This window comes from Nostoc sp., from assembly GCF_036917575.1.
In the GTDB taxonomy this organism is placed as follows: domain Bacteria; phylum Cyanobacteriota; class Cyanobacteriia; order Cyanobacteriales; family Nostocaceae; genus Nostoc.
The window spans coordinates 22,401-41,070 of record NZ_JBALDC010000025.1 but is presented as its reverse complement, the minus strand read 5'-3'; the positions used below and the strand labels follow the sequence as shown (position 1 = coordinate 41,070).

General features: G+C 44.7%; 12 protein-coding genes and 2 pseudogenes. 12 read left to right on the top strand and 2 right to left on the bottom strand.

All coding sequences use genetic code 11. The features are described 5' to 3' along the window. Positions 1-114 precede the first annotated feature (114 nt). The gene (locus tag V7K79_RS05730; protein WP_335045537.1) at positions 115-1,644 is read right to left on the bottom strand and encodes a YifB family Mg chelatase-like AAA ATPase; all 1,530 of its coding nucleotides are present in this window, start codon (positions 1,642-1,644) and stop codon (positions 115-117) included. A gap of 465 nt (positions 1,645-2,109) precedes the next feature. On the opposite strand from V7K79_RS05730, the gene V7K79_RS05725 reads away from it, so the two are divergent. The 4 genes from V7K79_RS05725 to V7K79_RS05710 all read left to right on the top strand — a co-directional run bounded on the left by V7K79_RS05725 (position 2,110) and on the right by V7K79_RS05710 (position 10,012). After that, positions 2,110-2,283 (top strand): transposase, encoded by a 174-nt coding sequence (locus V7K79_RS05725; RefSeq protein WP_334925951.1) that lies wholly within the window; start codon positions 2,110-2,112, stop codon positions 2,281-2,283. Between the two features lie 448 nt (positions 2,284-2,731). After that, positions 2,732-3,076 (top strand): hypothetical protein, encoded by a 345-nt coding sequence (locus V7K79_RS05720; protein WP_335045534.1) that lies wholly within the window; start codon positions 2,732-2,734, stop codon positions 3,074-3,076. Between the two features lie 352 nt (positions 3,077-3,428). Next, entirely contained in the window at positions 3,429-9,374 is a 5,946-nt protein-coding gene (locus tag V7K79_RS05715; RefSeq protein WP_335045532.1) for an AAA family ATPase, read from the top strand. A gap of 8 nt (positions 9,375-9,382) precedes the next feature. Beyond that, a complete protein-coding gene (locus V7K79_RS05710; RefSeq protein WP_335045530.1) occupies positions 9,383-10,012 on the top strand; it encodes a response regulator transcription factor in 630 nt (209 codons plus the stop codon). Between the two features lie 49 nt (positions 10,013-10,061). On the opposite strand, the gene V7K79_RS05705 is transcribed toward V7K79_RS05710, so the two are convergent. Beyond that, the gene (locus V7K79_RS05705; RefSeq protein WP_335045528.1) at positions 10,062-11,597 is read right to left on the bottom strand and encodes an FAD-dependent monooxygenase; all 1,536 of its coding nucleotides are present in this window, start codon (positions 11,595-11,597) and stop codon (positions 10,062-10,064) included. A gap of 749 nt (positions 11,598-12,346) precedes the next feature. Between V7K79_RS05705 and V7K79_RS05700 the strand changes: the two genes are divergently transcribed. From V7K79_RS05700 to V7K79_RS05665, 8 genes and pseudogenes are all read left to right on the top strand, one after another. Continuing rightward, complete coding sequence (locus V7K79_RS05700; protein ID WP_335045525.1) at positions 12,347-12,904, top strand: DsbA family protein; 558 nt, start codon at positions 12,347-12,349, stop codon at positions 12,902-12,904. Between the two features lie 114 nt (positions 12,905-13,018). Continuing rightward, on the top strand, positions 13,019-13,828 hold the full coding sequence (locus V7K79_RS05695; protein ID WP_335045523.1) for an alpha/beta fold hydrolase: 810 nt from the start codon (positions 13,019-13,021) through the stop codon (positions 13,826-13,828). Between the two features lie 118 nt (positions 13,829-13,946). After that, a pseudogene (locus V7K79_RS05690) lies at positions 13,947-14,153 on the top strand (choline dehydrogenase); the annotation flags it as partial. An 80-nt stretch (positions 14,154-14,233) separates the two neighbouring features. Continuing rightward, positions 14,234-14,665 (top strand): cupin domain-containing protein, encoded by a 432-nt coding sequence (locus V7K79_RS05685; RefSeq protein WP_335045517.1) that lies wholly within the window; start codon positions 14,234-14,236, stop codon positions 14,663-14,665. A gap of 319 nt (positions 14,666-14,984) precedes the next feature. Further along, on the top strand, positions 14,985-15,734 hold the full coding sequence (locus tag V7K79_RS05680; RefSeq protein ID WP_335045514.1) for an SDR family oxidoreductase: 750 nt from the start codon (positions 14,985-14,987) through the stop codon (positions 15,732-15,734). A gap of 406 nt (positions 15,735-16,140) precedes the next feature. Then, positions 16,141-17,010 (top strand): annotated as a pseudogene (locus V7K79_RS05675) (alpha/beta fold hydrolase). Between the two features lie 161 nt (positions 17,011-17,171). Beyond that, positions 17,172-17,390, top strand: coding sequence for an alpha/beta fold hydrolase (locus V7K79_RS05670; protein WP_335045512.1), 219 nt, complete (start codon positions 17,172-17,174; stop codon positions 17,388-17,390). Between the two features lie 142 nt (positions 17,391-17,532). Then, positions 17,533-18,528 carry an alpha/beta hydrolase gene (locus V7K79_RS05665; protein ID WP_335045509.1) on the top strand — a complete coding sequence of 332 codons (996 nt, stop codon included), beginning with the start codon at positions 17,533-17,535 and terminating at the stop codon, positions 18,526-18,528. Positions 18,529-18,670 lie beyond the last annotated feature (142 nt).

Sequence of the window (18,670 nt, the reverse complement as noted above, 5' to 3'; positions counted from 1 at the left end):
GCTCTTAAACTTTAAGGGTTTGGCATAGAAATCGTCCTGACTGAGATGGCGACTGCCATAACACGAACTATTTGCGTCAACCTTTAACAGACTTAAGCTATCATCACAAAATTTCTACTGCATTCTATCGATTGTGCGATACTGAATTGCTTCTGCTACATGATTGGTTTTTAACTCATCTTCTCCTGCTAAATCTGCAATAGTTCGTGCTACTTTGAGAATGCGATCGCTTGCTCTTGCCGATAAACCTAATTTTCTAATTGCTGCTTCTAATAAATTGCGGCTAGCATCATCTAACTTGCACCATTTCTGGAGATGACTACTTTGCAAATGGGCATTGCAACGCAGATTTGCTTCTCCTTGGAAACGGGTAATTGCGCGATCGCTTGCTTGTTGCACTCGTTGGCGTACTGATATTGATGTTTCTCCTGTCGGTTGTTGGGTAATTTCTTCTGGTTTCAAGCGATTCACTGCAACTTGTAAATCAATTCGATCCATCAACGGCCCAGAAAGCTTTGCCCAATATTGCTCGCGTTGGCGGGGAGAACAAGTACATTGTTGGATGGTATCGCCATAGTAACCGCATGGACAGGGATTAGTACTCGCCACCAAAGTAAATTGTGCAGGAAACATTACTGATAGTTTGGTGCGGGAAATTGTGACGTAGCCATCTTCTAAAGGTTGACGCAGAAATTCCAACACATCACGTTTGAACTCAGTGAGTTCATCGAGAAAAAGTACACCCCTGTGAGATAATGAGATTTCTCCAGGGCGAGGGAAGCTACCACCACCCACCAGAGAAGGCCCGGATGCCGAGTGGTGGGGACTGCGAAAAGGGCGATCGCGTACCAATGTACCACGATTTTTTAATAAACCAGCTACCGAATGAATGCGAGTCACTTCCAAAGATTCAGCAAAACTCAACGGCGGTAAAATTCCCGGTAAGCGCCTTGCTAGCATCGTCTTCCCACTACCAGGCGGCCCGACAAAAATTAAATTATGCCCGCCAGCCGCAGCAATTTCTAAAGCACGACGCGCATGAGCTTGTCCTTTGACATCATGCAAATCTGCGCCAGGGTAGGATACTGTTGTTGTTTGTGTTGTACTATCTATCTGCACAGGTTTGTAACGCCCTGGATTATTTAAAAAATCCACCACATCAGACAGATGTTTGCAGCCGTAAACAGCCAAATCTTCAACTACTGCTGCTTCTTGGGCATTATCAGTAGGGAGAACTAAACCTGCAATTCCCATTTTTTGGGCTGCTGCTGCGATCGGTAATACACCAGCCACGGGACGCAAACTGCCATCCAAAGAAACTTCGCCCAAAAATAGATAATCCCCCAACAAATCAGCGCTAACTTGCTCAGAAGCTGCCAAAATTCCCACACTAATAGGTAAATCGAAACAGGGGCCTTCTTTGCGTAAATCTGCCGGAGTTAAATTAATTACTATCTTTCGCATCGGAAAGGCAAAGCCAGTATTTTTCAAAGTTGCTTTGACTCTTTCTCTTGATTCTTGAATCGCTGAATCTGGCAGTCCTAAAACAACTATTCCCGGTAATCCTCCTGACACATCGACTTCCACACCTACTTTGACGGCATCGATGCCCACAATTGACGCACTCCAGACTCTAGCAAGCATTGCTTATATAACACTAAACCTTTAGAATCTTTAGCAGATGAGTTGGTAGATTGACATTAGTGAAACCACATAGACAATTTTTCTGAATTACAGCAGTTTTCATCCACATCTGTCCTCAGGTAGCACAGCTGTGCGCCCCTATAACTATCTTTTGTAGAGTGTAAAGAAGTCCTTTATACCAATTTAAGAGATAAGATAACTAGTGGAAAAATTATTAAGAATATCAATACCTTCGCCAAAAAAGAGTATAGCTGTACGAAGAATAGCCGACTAAGTGTTTTTTTTTAATTAATGATTTTAAATATCAGTGTCAAAAGGCTGAGTTAACCTTATAGAACCCATTTGATATCTTTTAGACGAGCAAGTAGAATCAACAGAAATTAGGTGCATTGAAGCAGTTTAGGGTTGAAAATGGGGTATTCAAGCGATTTGACTGACGCATAGTGGGAAATAATTGAGCCATTATTGCCGACTAAAAAGAAAACTAGACCGCCTCTGTGGACAAAGCGGCAGATTCTTGACGGTGTATTTTATCAACTTAAGAATGGTTGCAATTGGGCTGACTTACAAGCGAGATTTCCCACCCTATTCGACTGTATTCTGGCACTACAAGCATTGGTGTCAGGAGGGTATCCTTGATAATATAGCAGGAGGCAGGAGGCAGGAGGTAAAACTATTACTATTCCTAGCTTTCACTCTTTTAAAATGTCCTAACCTATGTGACTACGGCTATAGCTAAAAAAGATATCAAATGGGTTCTATATATCCTTTGACTCCATAAACCTGTCAGTTCACAGATAAGGGCACTCTACTGCCGAGGCAAGGTCGGATCAAGTTATCCGGAAACTTCTCAACGTCTCCCCTCTATCAGGTTTCTGCGATGCGATCTGCTTTGCAGCAACGCTTCGTGATCGCTTTCAGCCCCGAATCATCCCTACTCAATCTTCCAATTAGGCGTATAACCAGAAGTAACTTGGCTATACATTTGCAAGACCGATGCAGAAATACGTCCTAAGAGTTTTGCGATCGCCCATAGCGTCAGGTAAAATCATTTTCAATTGTTGAGAATTCGCTCAGGAAAAAGTTTATGGCAGATAAGTCCGGTCAAGACCCCTCGGAAATCACAGTGGCAACGGTTGATGAAGAACGAAAAGGCACAACTTTCAGCGGTACGGTCATCCTTGGTATAGATCCTGAGGGTGGGGCAGTCGTTTTCTTTAGAGACTTTTTAATTGAAGATTATAAAGGCGAACTTACCGCTTATCTGGCAACAGATGGCAATATAACGAAAAGCATTGATTTAGGCGAACTCGATCATAAAAGCCCCAGTTTTAAGCTGCCAATTCCGCTGGGAACGGATACATTACCCTACAATACAGTCGTGTTGAGCGACAAAAAAAGCAAGAAAAAAATCCTGACGATCAATCTATAAAATTTGTAACTTAGCTCGTAGTTCAGCCAAATTCGATTGCCCTCCTGTATAGATCTCAAATGGGTTCTATAACATAAGTAAAGCTAATAAATCAGCCAAGTGTAAGAGCAGAGTATAGGGTGTAGTAAGACTTTCTTATTTTCTCTACACCCTATCCCTTGCCTTGATAAGGGTTTTGGTACTTCCCGTAAAAAGTTAGTTTTTGTGGGAACTGAGAGGAAGGAACCCCAAGAGGAAACGACTCTTCAGTAAAATATACTACTGCTTCCACGCACAAGTTTCACGTCGCGTATCTCGGCTCAATACCATATAATTGGCACTGTGCTTATGTCCTACCTCAGGAGAGAGTTGGATGATTACCCTGCCTGGAGTTGCCATTCAATGCAAAATCTATGAGAGTTCAGCCTCTTTAGTGTATCGAGGCATCCGAGTGCAAAATGGTCAGGCAGTCGTTGTCAAAATGCTCAAGCAAGATTATCCCTCACCTCAAGAAATCAAGCGCTATAGACAGGAGTATGCCATTACCTGCTCTTTGAACATAAAAGGTGTAATCAAGGCGTACAGCCAGGAGGACTACCAACGTACGCTAGTCATCCTCCTTGAAGATTTTGGTGCAGAGTCCTTGGATTACTGGATGCAGCAGCACCCAAAGATTTTCTGCCCGATGCCTGTATCCACTTTTCTTTTGCTTGCCGTCAAGCTCACACAAATTCTAGGTGAGATCCATGCCGCGAATATTATTCATAAAGACATTAATCCTGGCAATATCGTTCTCAATCCTAATACGGGCGTGGTCAAGATTATCGACTTTGGGATTGCCACTCAATTTAACCGCACCAATCCAACCTTTACAAGCCCTCATGTTTTAGAAGGAACCCTTGCCTACCTATCGCCAGAGCAGACCGGACGAATGAACCGTTTGCTCGATTACCGCACCGATTTTTATTCGCTCGGTGTGACATTCTATCAATTGCTCACTGGGCATCTGCCGTTTGCAACAACGGATATTCTAGAGCTAGTGCATTGTCATATTGCTAAACAGCCGATTCCTCCGTGTGAAATTAGGGGTGTGATGGATGATTCATCACCCATTAACAGTGCAATTCCTAAAGATGTTTCAGACATTGTGATGAAATTGATGGCGAAAAATGCAGAAGATCGTTATCAAAGTGCCTGGGGCATCAAAGCAGATTTAGAACGTTGTGCAGCCCAACTTACAGAAACAGGAAAAATTGGCAATATCCAACTGGGTCTACAAGATGTTTCTGATCGCTTTCACATTCCCCAGAAGTTGTATGGACGAGAAGCAGAGATTGCAGCATTATTAGCAGCATTTGACAGAGTGGCAGGAATAGGAAATCAGAAAAATGCTCAATGCAATATTGAGATGATGTTAGTGTCTGGTTATGCTGGTGTTGGTAAATCAGCCTTAGTACAGGAACTCTACAAACCCATCACAGCAAAGCGCGGTTATTTCACTTCGGGTAAGTTTGACCAATTTGGGCGCAATATTCCCTACAGCGCGATCGCAGATGCTCTACGAAAACTGGTTCAACAATTACTAAGTGAACCTGACGAGCAACTGCAAAAATGGCGATCGCAATTTCTCACCGCATTAGGCAGCAACGGACAACTGATTATTGATGTCATTCCAGAAGTTGAGTGGATTATTGGCAAGCAACCACCTGTAGCAGAAGTTGGAGCAACTGAGGCACAAAATCGGTTTAACCTTGTCTTTCAAAAGTTCATTCGAGCCTGCTGTTCTGTTGAGCATCCTCTGGTCATCTTTCTGGATGATTTGCAATGGGTAGACTCTGCTACGCTTAAGCTTATCGAGTTAATTATGAGCGATCGTGGGATACAAGCCCTGCTTTTAATTGGAGCTTATCGCGATCGCGAAGTCACTCAAACACATTCGCTGATTGCAACCTTAGAGAAGCTAAAGCAGGAAACTATTACTATTAGCCAGATAATGTTAGCTCCGCTAGGACTAGGGGCGGTGGCTCAACTAATTGCTGAAACCTTGCATACGCATACTGAGTCGATTGCACCTTTAGCAGAACTGATATGGCAAAAAGCGAACGGCAATCCCTACTTCACTAATCAATTTCTCAAAGCGCTGTACATTGAAGGTCTGATCGTCTTCGATATTAATCAACAACGCTGGCAATGGGACATTACTCATATTAAAGCCAAAAATATTACCGACAATGTTGTGGAGTTAATTATTGGAAAGCTGAAACAATTTCCAGAGCAAACTCAACAGGTTTTATCCTTAGCTGCTTGTGTTGGTGCTGAGTTTGATTTAGCGACACTCTCAGTCATCTGTGAACGACCAGCAGTTGAAATTTTTGCAGAACTCACAACCGTAATTCAGTCAGAGTTGCTTGTTGCAACCTCAGAGTTAGATGAGAATCTGCTGATTCAGAATTACAAGTTTTCGCACGATCGCGTTCAGCAAGCAGCTTACGATCTAATTCATGAATCCCACAAACAGGTGGTTCATCTTCAAATTGGTCGCAATTTGCTTAAAGAAGCGTTAGCAGATCGACTGTTTGAAGTTGTGGATCATCTCAATCATGGAATCGAATTGATTACTAATCAAGCAGAACGAGATGAAATTGCCAAATTGAACCTGATGGCAAGTCAGAAAGCCAAGGGAGCGATCGCTTATGGTACGGCACAAAACTATTTGGCGATGAGTAGAGCATGGCTGGCAGATTCTAGCTGGCAAACCAACTATGACCTGGCTTTAGAGTTATATACTGAAACAACAGAAGTCGCATATTTGTGTGGTGAGTTTGAAAATGTAGAACATTGGGCAGAGGCTGTTTTGCAGGACGCTAAAACAATTCTCGATCGCGTAAAAGTTTACGAAGTCAAAATTCAGGCTTATATCGCACAGGGTCAGCCCTTAAAGGCAATCAATACAGCATTACAGGTTTTGCCACAATTTGGGATTCATTTGCCCGAACAACCTAGCCAGTCGGATATTCAGCTTGAACTAGACGCAATCTCACACCTCTTGAGTGAGAAATCAATCGAAGACTTGACTTATTTGCCAGAAATGAGTGAGCAGGATAAGTTAGTGGCGATGCGAATTCTATCTATAATTACGATTTCGTCCTGGATTGCCGCTCCCGCTCTGATGGTGCTACTGGTAGCTAAACAGGTCAGCTTGTCAATCAAGCATGGGAATGCCCTTGTGTCTCCCTTTGCGTATGCCAACTTTGGATTAATTTTATGTGGAAAGGTCGGAGATATCGAGACGGGCTACGAATTTGGACAGCTCGCTTTAAGGCTATTGTCACACTCCAATACTCATTCACTCAGCACTAGAACATTGCTGATTGTGAATACTTTCATCATTCATTGGAAAGAGCATCTTATAAACACGTTGCAGCCATTATTAAAAGCCTACCACAATGGATTAGAAACCGGAGATTTGGAGTTTGTCGCCTATACTGCACACGCTTATTGCTTTAATTTCTATGCAGTCGGAAATGAACTCATAGAAGTTGAGCGCGAGATGAGAATATACAATCAGGCAATCGGTCAGATTAAACAGGAAACGGCGCTGACCTGGAATCAAATATTTCAGCAGGTAGTCGCAAATTTGATGGGCTGCTCAGACCATCCAATCCATCTAGCTGGTGAATTTTACAATGAGGAAAATAGATTACCACAACATGAAGTAGCAAATGATGGAACTGCGATTTTTGATGTCTATGCTAATAAACTTTTCCTATGCTACCTCTTTTGTGAGTACGCTCAGGCAGTCGAGAATGCAACGATAGCAGAGCGCTATTTGACTCAAATAGTTGGTACAGCTTTTGTTCCTTTCTACTACCTCTATGCTGCTTTGGCAAGACTTGCCATATACCCTGACAGCGTTGAGGTACAAGCAGAAATTCTGGAAAAAATTGCTGTTAGTCAGGAGAAAATGCAGCAATGGGCGCAATATGCACCCATGAATCATTTGCATAAATATCATCTCATACAAGCAGAGAGGGCGAGAGTTTTAGGTCAGTTGCTTGAGGCAGAGGATTTCTACGAACAAGCTATTCAAGGAGCGAAAGAAAATGGCTATTTGCGAGAAGAAGCCTTAGCCTATGAGTTAGCTGCTAAATTTTATCTGGGTCGTGGCAGAGAGAAGTTTGCCCAGCTTTATATGAGAGAAGCGCACTACTGCTATAAACGCTGGGGAGCCACAGCAAAGGTCAAAGATTTAGAAACTCGTTATCCTCAGTTCTTTCTTCAGTCATCCGGTATGGCTGATGCAACAAGCCTTAAAGCATCTAAAACGACCTCAAATACCTTACATGTCGCTTTCGATTTAGCAACAATCATGAAAGCATCACAAGCAATTTCTAGTGAAATTGAACTAGATCAGTTGCTTCACTCATTGATGCGGATTTTAATCGAGAACGCTGGCGCACAAACTGGATATCTGATTTTAGAAAACTCAGAAGAATGGGTAATTGAGGCTGCTTGTGAACTCCATGAGGGTGAGCAGGTATGTGCTACACAAGTGTTGCAATCGATGCTAATGGTAAATCGTTTACCCGAATCCATTATTCAGTATGTTATTCGGACTCATGAATCTGTCATCTTAAATGATGCAGCTCATGAAGGTAATTTTATTCATGATTCATATATTCAGCACCACAAAATCAGATCGCTGCTATGTTTGCCGCTAATCAATCAAAGTAAGCTCGTTGGTGTGTTGTATCTAGAAAATCAATTAGCAACTGGGGTATTTACACCAGAGCGATCGCAACTTCTGAATCTTCTATCTACTCAAGCAGCGATCGCGATTGAAAATGCCAAACTCTACTCAAACCTACAAAAGAGTGAAAGTAGAATGGCTCAATTTCTAGAAGCAGTTCCAGTAGCCATTGCAATATTAGATGCAAGGGGCCACCCTTATTACGCCAATCAACGGAGAATTCAGCTAGTAGGTAAAGGTGTCGATCCTGCCATAACACCAGAGCGGTTTGCAGAGGTTTATCAGTTTTATCGGGCAGGAACAAATGAAATATATCCAAGTGACCAACTGCCAATTGTCCGTGCATTAAGTGGTGAACGCATCACGGTTGATGACATGGAAATTCGCCGAAACGACAAAAATATTCCAATTGAAGCATGGGGAACTCCAGTTTTTGACGAACAGGGTGACGTGGCTTATGCAATCGTAGCTTTTCAAGACATTACAGAGCGCAGACGAGCAGAGAAACTGTTAACCGAATACAATCTTACCCTGGAACTTCAGGTGGCAGAACGAACGGCAGCTTTACAGCAAAGCGAAGCAGAACTGCGCGACCGAGAACAGGAATTGCGACTGATTGCCGACGCTCTACCAGTTCTGATCGGCTATGTAGATGCCAATCGGTGTTATCAATTCATCAACCGTACCTATGAGGTTTGGTTTAACCAAAGCCGCAATGAAATTCTGGGTAACTCTGTTCGCCAACTTCTCGGTGAGGCGGTTTATCAACGGTTTGAACCGTATATTGATCGGGTGTTTGAAGGGCAAACTGTATCTCTAGAAGCAGAAATCCCTTTTCCGTTTGGTAAGCGGTGCATCAGCGCGACCTTGATCCCTGATTTCGATGACAATGCTCAAGTCAGAGGCTTCTACAGTTTAATCGCAGACATTAGCGATCGCAAACTCGCTGAAGCCGCTTCCATTCTGGAAGAACGCAACCGGATGGCGCGCGAAATTCATGATACACTGGCTCAATCCTTCACAGGTATTCTACTTCAGGTTGGAGCAGCAACACAAGTGCTGGCAGATGACCTGGAAGCAACGCAAGTACATCTAGAAATGATTGAGGAACTAGCACGCGCTGGGCTGGCAGGGGCACGGCGATCTGTATCAGCACTCCGTCCGCGGCTACTAGAAGAAGGTAATTTAGAGAGTGCCCTGCATCGGATTGTGGCTCAAATGCGATCAATAACTGACACGGCTGTGATTTGCGAAACTCAGGGTACAGCCTATTCCTTACCAACCGAAGTGGAGAATAACTTACTCAGAATTGGGCAGGAAGCATTAACCAATGCAATTAAACACGCTTGTGCCAGCGAAATTCGGGTTGAGTTAGTGTATAACGAGACACAGTGTATTTTACGAGTTAAAGACGATGGCAGGGGCTTTGGAGTGGGTAGCATTCCTTTGAGCGGTGGGTTTGGCTTATTAGGGATGAGCGAACGAGCAGAGCGCATTAGCGCACAACTAGCGATTCAAAGCCAACCAGGTCAAGGAACAGAAATTATTGTCACTAGCAATCGAGAGTGAGAATTACAATGAGCCAATCCACTACGATTCGGGTGCTGATTGTTGACGACCATCCCATAGTTAGAAAGGGTTTAGTAACCATCATTAACCGCGATCCAGAAATGAGTGCGATCGCTCAAGCTGAAGATGGACAGCAAGCGATCAACGCCTTTCGAGAATACCAACCCGATGTCACACTAATGGATTTACGAATGCCCAAAATGGGAGGTGTTGAAGCCATTATGGCGATTTGTGCTGAATTTAAGCAGGCTCGGATTGCGGTACTCACGACCTACGATAGTGATGAAGATATCTATCGCGGCTTGCAGGCGGGCGCTCAAGGCTATCTGCTTAAGGATGCGAAACCTGGCGAGCTTTTAAATGCGATTCGCGCCATTCATAATGGTCAGAAATACATTCCGCCAGAAGTGGGCGCAAAATTATTGCAGCGAATGAGCAATCCAGAACTGAGCGAACGAGAGTTGGAAGTGCTGCGTTTGATGGCACAAGGAATGAGTAACCAAGAAATTGGGACTGCTTTGAGTATTGGTGAAAGCACTGTTAAATCGCATGTGAATCGCATTTTGAGCAAACTGGGAGTGAGCGATCGCACACAAGCCGTGATTACTGCTGTTAAGCGTGGGATTGTCAGTTTGTAAGTGGGGGAAAAGTTCACAAGGGTGTTAGGATTTAGCTATTTCACTACCACTATCGACCAAACCAGAGAGCAACCGCTTGTCTGATTAATTGCTCATCAGGTTCGCTCTCAGAAGCCCAGGCTATAATCCCATCAGGACGTATCAGTACAGTGCTCAAGCCTAATTGTTCTTTCGCCTGGGCCGAAACATACTTCATTCGGTCGCCGTATTCACTCGCCAAAGTTTTAAGTGAAGCATTCATATCGAAATTAAGCAGTATCCCGTGGCCATCGTGCATTAGCTCGCCAATTCTTGTACCGTCTTTGAACTCAAAGTTGGGAACGCTGTGGCCTACTAAAGGGTGGTCGCTACCGAGATTGTAATGTGTCAAAACGCCCCACACCCTTCCTGCAATATAAGTGGCACCATCGCGCGTATTCATCAGGTCGCGGATAATTGCATTCAGTGCGCGGGCATCTGGGCCTGGTCTCATGATTGCAACCTGGGCGCGTGACCAATCCAGAACCTGCACACCAACTGGGTGACGTTCGGTATAATAACTGTCCAACAATCCTGACGGCGCAATATTATGGATGGTTGCGGCGAGCTTCCAGCCCAAGTTCATGGCATCGCACAGTCCAAGGTTAAGCCCTTGGCCTCCTAACGGCGAATGAATGTGCGCGGCATCGCCGGCTAAAAGTACATGTCCGTTGCGGTAGATTGTAGCCTGCCGTGCTCGGTCAGTCCACGTGGTTGCGATATGCAGGGCGCTGATGGTAACGTCAGTGTTCGAGACGCGCCGTAACACCTCCTGCACGTGTTGAAGCGTGATTGGCTTTCCTGCATTATGAAATGCCCCACCATCAAAATCCTGAATTACGATGTAGCCCGGCTGAGATTGGAGGTATATACCGGTTGGTGTTACGTTTCGCCCTGGACTCAGCTTCTCTGGGTCTGCAATGTCTACTAAAGTAGTGTAGCCGGTGAATTCTGGCTCCGTACCGGCGAATTCAAAACCGCCTGCCTTGCGAACAACACTACGGCTTCCATCGCAACCCACGAGCCACTTACTTTTAAAAGATTGATCGCCTGACTGAACAGTTACCCGATCCTCAGTTTGGTGAAAGCCAGTCACAGCAAGTCCGCGCTTGATTTCTACATCCAAGGCTTCTGCGCGGCGAGACAGTACCGTTTCAAGCTCCTCCATTTCAGATATCAAACTTGTTTCGGTCGAGCTTGGTAGGCGATATGTCCATTGTGAGGTGTCAATATTGCCCTCATGAAATGGAATGCCGGCGAAGTGTCCAACCTGACGACGCGATCCTTGTCCGGCATTTTGATGGGGATTTTTAAGGCGTTTATGTATCTCAAGCTCATTTAGTAAACCACGACGGTAAAGTGCTTCAATAGTAGGCGCTGAGAGTCCCCGTATCCCAAAAGGAAGTTGCTTCAATAGCGAGTGTGGATTTTCCGCCTTTTCCAGTATTAGAACTGAACATTTGGTCAAGGCCAATTCACAGGCTAGGAAAAGTCCTACTGGCCCAGCCCCGGAAATGATTACATCGTAAACCGATTGATTTTTGTTGTTATTTATGAGTGTTTCCATTTGTACCACCTATTGGTCGGCAGATGTTGCGTATCACGATATTTGTCGTTGGGGTAACAGTAATTTTTGGATAGGTTTATATGGTGAGCTAGCACGATCTTGGGGGTTCTCCCCCAATCCCCAAAGGGGGCCCCGAGTCCCCCATGAGCGACTGGCGTTAGCGAGGAACGAGCGTCACCCGTAAGGGTCAAAATTGGATAGTTGCTTAGTATGAATGTCAAGCATGGGTCGAGGAACTGGTCGATTCCATTCGCAATAAGTAGGCATATTATCAGCAAGGCTTACTGGCTATAAAGCTGATACAGCAAGCACTTTAACTCACTTATCGTCCCTTGAACATGAAAGGCAGAGGGCAGAGGGTAGAGGGCAGGAGGCTCAGTTGGAATACTGCTCTGTGTTCTCTGCTGCGACCTCATTGAGCAAGGGTCTGAGTCCCTCACCATAATCTCCGCTGAAGGTGGCTAAGAATTAAGCGGGGTTAAAGCCCCGTTCAAATTCTTCACTTATCACCTCTGCCTCCAGCATAGCTGCCTTCTTTACCTTTTTCTCTTTAGATTGGCTTTAGACTCCAACTAAAGTTGGAGACAATCTTCCACTACCAGATGGACAGGTTCATCCATCACTTGATTGTACAAAAATGTCAACCCAGAGTGGACGACAACAGAGGGTCAATTCTCTATATTGAATTCATAGCGATGTTGATGCAGTTGGTTTGTGAGGCAAAAGTATTGCTTAATACAAACCGAAAGATGACTTACGACCATAATAATCGTTCTCTATTCGTTCCGCCTTTAACCCAGGATCATATCCAGGGTGTACTGAATGCTGCTGTAGTATTCGTCATGTATGGAGATTATGAATGTTTTCAAAGTGCCAACGTCTATCGATTGATTAAAGTTGCCGGGCAGCAATTGCAGGTTTCGTTTGGAGAAAACAATTTAGGTTTTCTCTTCCGTCATTTCCCTCAAGTACAGATTCATCCACATGCTCACCGGGCAGCGGAAGCCGTAGAAGCAGCAGCCGCTCAAGGGCAGTTTTGGCAAATGCATGAGATGCTATTTATCCATCAACAGGAGTTGGGAAATGGCTATCTAGTAGAGTACGCCAATCGTTTAGGACTTGATATTTCTCAATTTTTGCAGGATTTATCCAAGGGAGCGTATGTCAATCGGATCAATGCGGACATCGAAGGTGGACTGCGAAGTGGAGTGGAGGCTGCACCTGCTTTATTTATTAATGGAATTCGCTATCTCGATCGATGGACTGTTGAGCAGATAATGGCAGCTGTTGTTGCTACAAATGATTAAGATTTTTGGTGCTTATCTTAATAAGTATTTCAGCGGATATTATTTCATAACTTCTATACAGACAACAAGAATCAGAGAATTCAGCAATTTAGCAAGAATACAAAGGCGATCGCAATGATAGTTTTTACATGGAAAAAAGTTCAAAAATTGTTGCTGTGGTTATCTGCATTAAGTGTTGTCGTTGGCATATTAATGCATCCAACATCAGCCACCTCCAAGGAATTACCTCAAGCCTCCAACTCTAAACCTGCGATCGTTCTCGTTCATGGGGCTTTTGCTGACGGTACATCATGGCAACACGTTATTCCATTGTTACAGGAGGATGGCTATAGAGTGACCGCTGTGCAGATTCCGCTCACCTCGCTTGCTGATGATGTGGCAACAACGAAGCGGGTAATTGACAATCAAAAAGGTTCCGTTGTTTTGGTCGGACATTCCTATGGTGGAAATGTGATTACGGGTGCGGCGGCTGGCAATCCACAGGTGAAAGCTCTGGTTTATGTTAATGCTTTCGCCCCAGATGTCGGTGAAAAGACGAGTGATTTAAATAAAAAGTACGCAGCAGCTCCGATTAGCAAGGCGATCGCACCTGATGCTGCAAACTTTCTCTATATAGATCGCGGGAAGTTTCACGAATTTTTTGCCCAGGACGTATCGAAGGCTGAGGCGCGAGTGATGGCAGCAACCCAAAAACCGATCGCCAGCGCCGCGTTTGAGCAATCATTGAATGAAATCGCGTGGAAAACGATTCCTTCTTGGTTTATCGTCACTCAAAGCGATCGCGCCATCAACCCTGAACTTCAACGATTTATGGCTAAACGGATTAATGCTAAGACAACCGAAGTTAACTCCAGTCATGTTCCTTTTATCTCTCATCCAAAAGAGGTTAGCAAAGTGATTGAAGCAGCAAGCACGGCTCTGTGAAGTAATCCCAATTTTAAGAGAAGCAATGAATAACTAACAGTGTTTCAGCGATCGCTCTTTAAATCAGTTTATTCTTGACTCCATTTATCCATTGTAGATAACAGAGGAAGAGAACTTTATGACCAATTATGACTACATTGTAATCGGTGCAGGGTCGGCAGGTTGTGTGGTTGCCAATCGTCTAACTGAAGACTGTGACACAACCGTGTTACTCCTGGAAGCGGGCAACCCAGCTACAAAACCAGAAATTCCAATTCCGGCGCAATGCTTTAGCCTAATAGGCTCTGAAGTTGATTGGGGTTACTTTTCTGAGCCGGAACCCTACCCCCTACACCCTGCTTGCTCTATCTGATCTGCAAGCTTGAGCGTTCATAACACAATTCATTCATTAGAAGGAGTACTTCTATGACGAAATCATTCTGGCTTCTTAATAACTACCTTACCATCGTCGCCGATCACACCACAACTGACGGTAAATATGACCTGATTGAGGGCTATTTCCCTCCTGGTGCACAGACTCCACCCCATCGCCATACACGCTATTCAGAACAACTCTATGTGTTGGAAGGAGAGTTCACTGTCTGGGTTGGTAAGAATAAGGTTGTGCTAGGCGCAGGTGAAAGTGCCTTCATTCCGATGGGCATACCCCATGTTGTTGCTGCACTCAGCGATCAACCAGCTCGCGGGTTAGTCGTTGCTTCGCCTAGTGCTTTTGCTCAACTAATTGAAGCAACAGGGACGCTAAACCAGAATGAGGCACCTGACATGGAATTGTTCAATCGCATCTCTAGCGAAATTGGCGACGAAATTCTGGGTGCGCCCGGAGATCTACCCTAAGACTTCAGGTATAAGTACTCCGACAGAATTGATTACACAAACTTTTTTCTGACTCCTGACTCCTGATACCATTTCACAAAATGGCTGATACAAATGATTGGTCTTTAATTCTTTCCCCCAGCAAGAACTGTTCCCTGCCCCACTGCTGTCTATTTGTATCAACCTTAAAGTGAAATTGCACAGATTTGAGCGCTACTTAACTTGAAGCGTTACCCAAAAGTTAGCGCGACTAGCTTAATTGCTAAAAGCTGTGGGCTAGGTACAGCCTCGTCATTGTGCAAAAATTGCATTTAAACCCAATAATCAGAGGATTCGCAAAATGAAAAAACTAGAAGGAAAAATCGCCCTTGTCACAGGTGGCAACAGTGGTATCGGTCTTGCCACAGCCAAACAGTTTGTTGCTGAAGGTGCCTATGTCTATATCACGGGTCGTCGCCAAGTCGAACTGGATGCGGCTGTAGAAGCCATTGGGAAAAATGTTACGGCTGTGCAAAGCGATGTTTCTAACCTGGCAGACCTCGATCGCCTATTTGCCACCATTAAGCAAGACCAAGGACACCTCGATATCATCTTCGCTAATGCTGGCGGTGGACAAATTGCCCCACTTGGAGCAATCACAGAGGAAGACTTTGACAAAACATTCAACATAAACGTCAAAGGTTTGCTGTTCACCGTACAAAAGGCACTGCCACTGTTGCCAGAGGGCGCTTCTATTATCCTGAATGCTTCGACTACTTCTATAAAAGGTACGCCAGCTTTCAGTGTTTACAGCGCCACCAAAGCCGCCGTGCGATCGTTTGCTCGGAATTGGATACTCGACCTTAGAGAACGCAAGATCCGAGTAAATGCCATTAGCCCTGGTGTGGTTCCGACTCCTGGTTACGATCTTTTGGGACTGAATGACCAGCAGTTGCAAGAATTCGTGGATACCCAAGCCAGCGTTATCCCACTGGGAAGAGTCGGCAAACCCGATGAGATTGCCAAAGCCGTTGTCTTTCTCGCTTCAGCTGACAGCAGCTTTGTGAACGGTATTGAGTTGTTTGTCGATGGCGGTATGGCACAGATTTGAAGTGTCCTAAAAATATCCATCACCAAAACCGTTGAGGAGTTCGGTGCTATGAATGCAAATAACGGCATCATCAGTTAGTCCAGCCCATATTCAGTAACCGAAACCATTGATCGCTTAGAAGCTATCCTTCGGGCAAAAGGCATCACCATTTTTGCCCGCATCGATCAACGAGCTGAAGCCAAAAAAGTTGGACTCAGCCTGCGTCCAACACAGTTATTGCTATTTGGCACCATCACCACGATCGAATGTGAGGTTTTGCACAAACATTTTCACTTGTTTCTGATTTGGCTGAACGAGTAATCATTGATTTTCAATTTAGAAATATCGCTCAATGCCCGGTTTTATTAAATGACAATTTGATCCGGTGTCATAACGTACAACTTCATTCTGAACAAGGAGTAGTCCCATAACTACATATCGCACCGTTTCTATCGATGGTTTAGACATCTTCTACCGCGAAGCGGGTTCCCGTGATAATCCAACGATTCTGCTATTGCACGGCTTCCCAACGTCGTCTCACATGTTCCGTAATCTCATACCAGCACTTGCTGATAAATTCCATCTCGTTGCTCCTGATTACCCTGGCTAGGGTAACAGTTCGATGCCAACTGTAAATGAATTTGACTACACGTTTGATCGCTTGGCTGAGATTGTATAAAAATTCATTGCTGCGATCAATCTCAAAAAGTACAGCCTTTATGTGATGGATTATGGTGCTCCGATTGGCTATCGGATTGCGGCTAAATATCCAGAGCGCGTGCAATCTCTGATTGTTCAAAATGGCAATGCCTACGAGGAAGGTCTGCGCGAATTTTGGGAACCAATTAAAGCATACTGGCAAGAGCGATCGCCTGAGAATGCCCAAAAGCTCAAATATCTTTTCACCCTGGAAGCAACGAAGTGGCAATATACCAATGGTGTTCGTAATCTAGAAGCAATTAGTCCCGATACCTGGACGGTGGATCAACATTTCCTCGATCGTCCCGGAAACGAAGAGATTCAACTGGCGCTGTTTTATAGCTATGGCAGCAATCCACCGCTCTATCCCCAATGGCAAGAGTATTTCCGCAACTATCAACCCCCTACCTTGATTGTCTGGGGCAAGAACGACTACATCTTTCCTGCTGAGGGTGCTTATCCCTACCAGCGTGACTTGAAAGACGTTGAGTTCCATCTACTCGATACCGGACATTTTGCTCTAGAAGAGGATGGGGATGCGATCGCAAACTATATAGAGCAATTTCTCACATCACGACTGCAATCCGTTCTCACTTGATTGGTGGAAATGATAAATTATCCCAGGTATGAACCTTTGAATAAACAAGATCGACTATTTCTGATTCTGTTGAACGATTTGAATTCAAAAGAGTAAACCCATGATCACTTATCGTACAGTATCGATCAAATGTGTAGTTATATCCACAATGGCAAGCTTACTTGCGCCAATATCAACCACCGACGCTAATTGTATGGGGCAAAAATGACCAGGGCTTTTTAGTCGAGGGAGCTTATGCCTACAAACGCGATTTAAAAAACCTGGAGTTTCATTTGTTTGATACGAGACACTTTGCTCTAGAAGAAGATGGGGACGCGATCGCAGACCATATTCGCCGCTTTCTGACCACTCACAGAGAACACCAAGCTAACCACCAGTAACAAATAGTTTTGGCTGGGAAACGATGTCGGTAAAAAGTAATTGTCATTCTACAATTACTACTTATAAAGCAGTACTGTTAAATCAATTAAGTTAACAGTGCCATCTTAACAGATTGTTTACAATTCATTAGAGGAGAATGTCATGGTTGCTCAAGCAAACTCGCAAGCAGCAAAAATTCTGGAAGTTGCAGACGATCCACGTCTTTCCAAAGGAACGAAGGAATTTTTGAAAGTGCTGAATTCAGCGGGTGTGGCACTGGAGAAACTCACTCCAGTCGAAGCACGTCAAGTTCTTGTGGATGCACAGACTTCCGTTTCAGTAGACCTTTCAGGCATTGAAGAATCTGAAAAAACGATTACTGCTGATGGTTATTCAATTACCCTCAATATTGTACGACCTGAAGGGGTCAAGGGCACATTACCTGTTTTCATCTTTATTCATGGTGGTGGTTGGGTGCTGGGTGATTACCCAACACACAAGCGCATGGTTCGCGATCTGGTTGTGCTTTCAGGGTTTGCGGGTGTCTTCGTAAACTACACTCGCACGCCAGATGCTCAGTACCCACAGGCGATCAATGAGATTTTTGCTGCGACCAAATGGGTTGCCGAGCATGGTGAGGAGATTGGCGTGGATGGCAAGAATCTGGCAGTCGTTGGCAACAGTGTTGGTGGAAATATGACAGCGGTCACTACTTTGAAGGCGAAAGAAAACGGAGGACCACACATCAAGCTACAAATCATGATGTGGCCGATCGTCGATGCGGATTTTGAAACGAATTCTTATCATCAATTTGGCGACAAGCGGTTCCTAACCGTACCCACGATGAAGTGGATGTATGACATGTACATCGCTGACCCAGAAAAGCGCAAAGACATCTATGCCTCTCCCCTACAAGCAACGGTTGAGCAACTGAAAGGCTTGCCTCCAGCGTTAATTGTGATTGCAGAGAGCGATATTTTGCATGACGAAGGCACAGCGTATGCACGTAAGTTGGATGAAGCTGGGGTAGCGGTGACAGCGGTGCAGTACAACGGCATGATTCATGACTTTGGACTGCTCAATGGTTTAGCTGATCTGCCAGAAGTCCGTTCTCTGTTTGTTCAAGCTGCCGCTGAATTGAAGAAACATCTGCAATAGGCTGCAAAGATGGAAAGATGCGGTGAGGCAGTCGCAGTCCTGGCGGTTTCCGTCGGTTGCGTTAGCGAAGCGGTAGCGAGTCTTCTCCTGTCGGAGACGCTACGCGAACGAGCGTCACTGCCGAACCCGTTCGCTCTTAGCG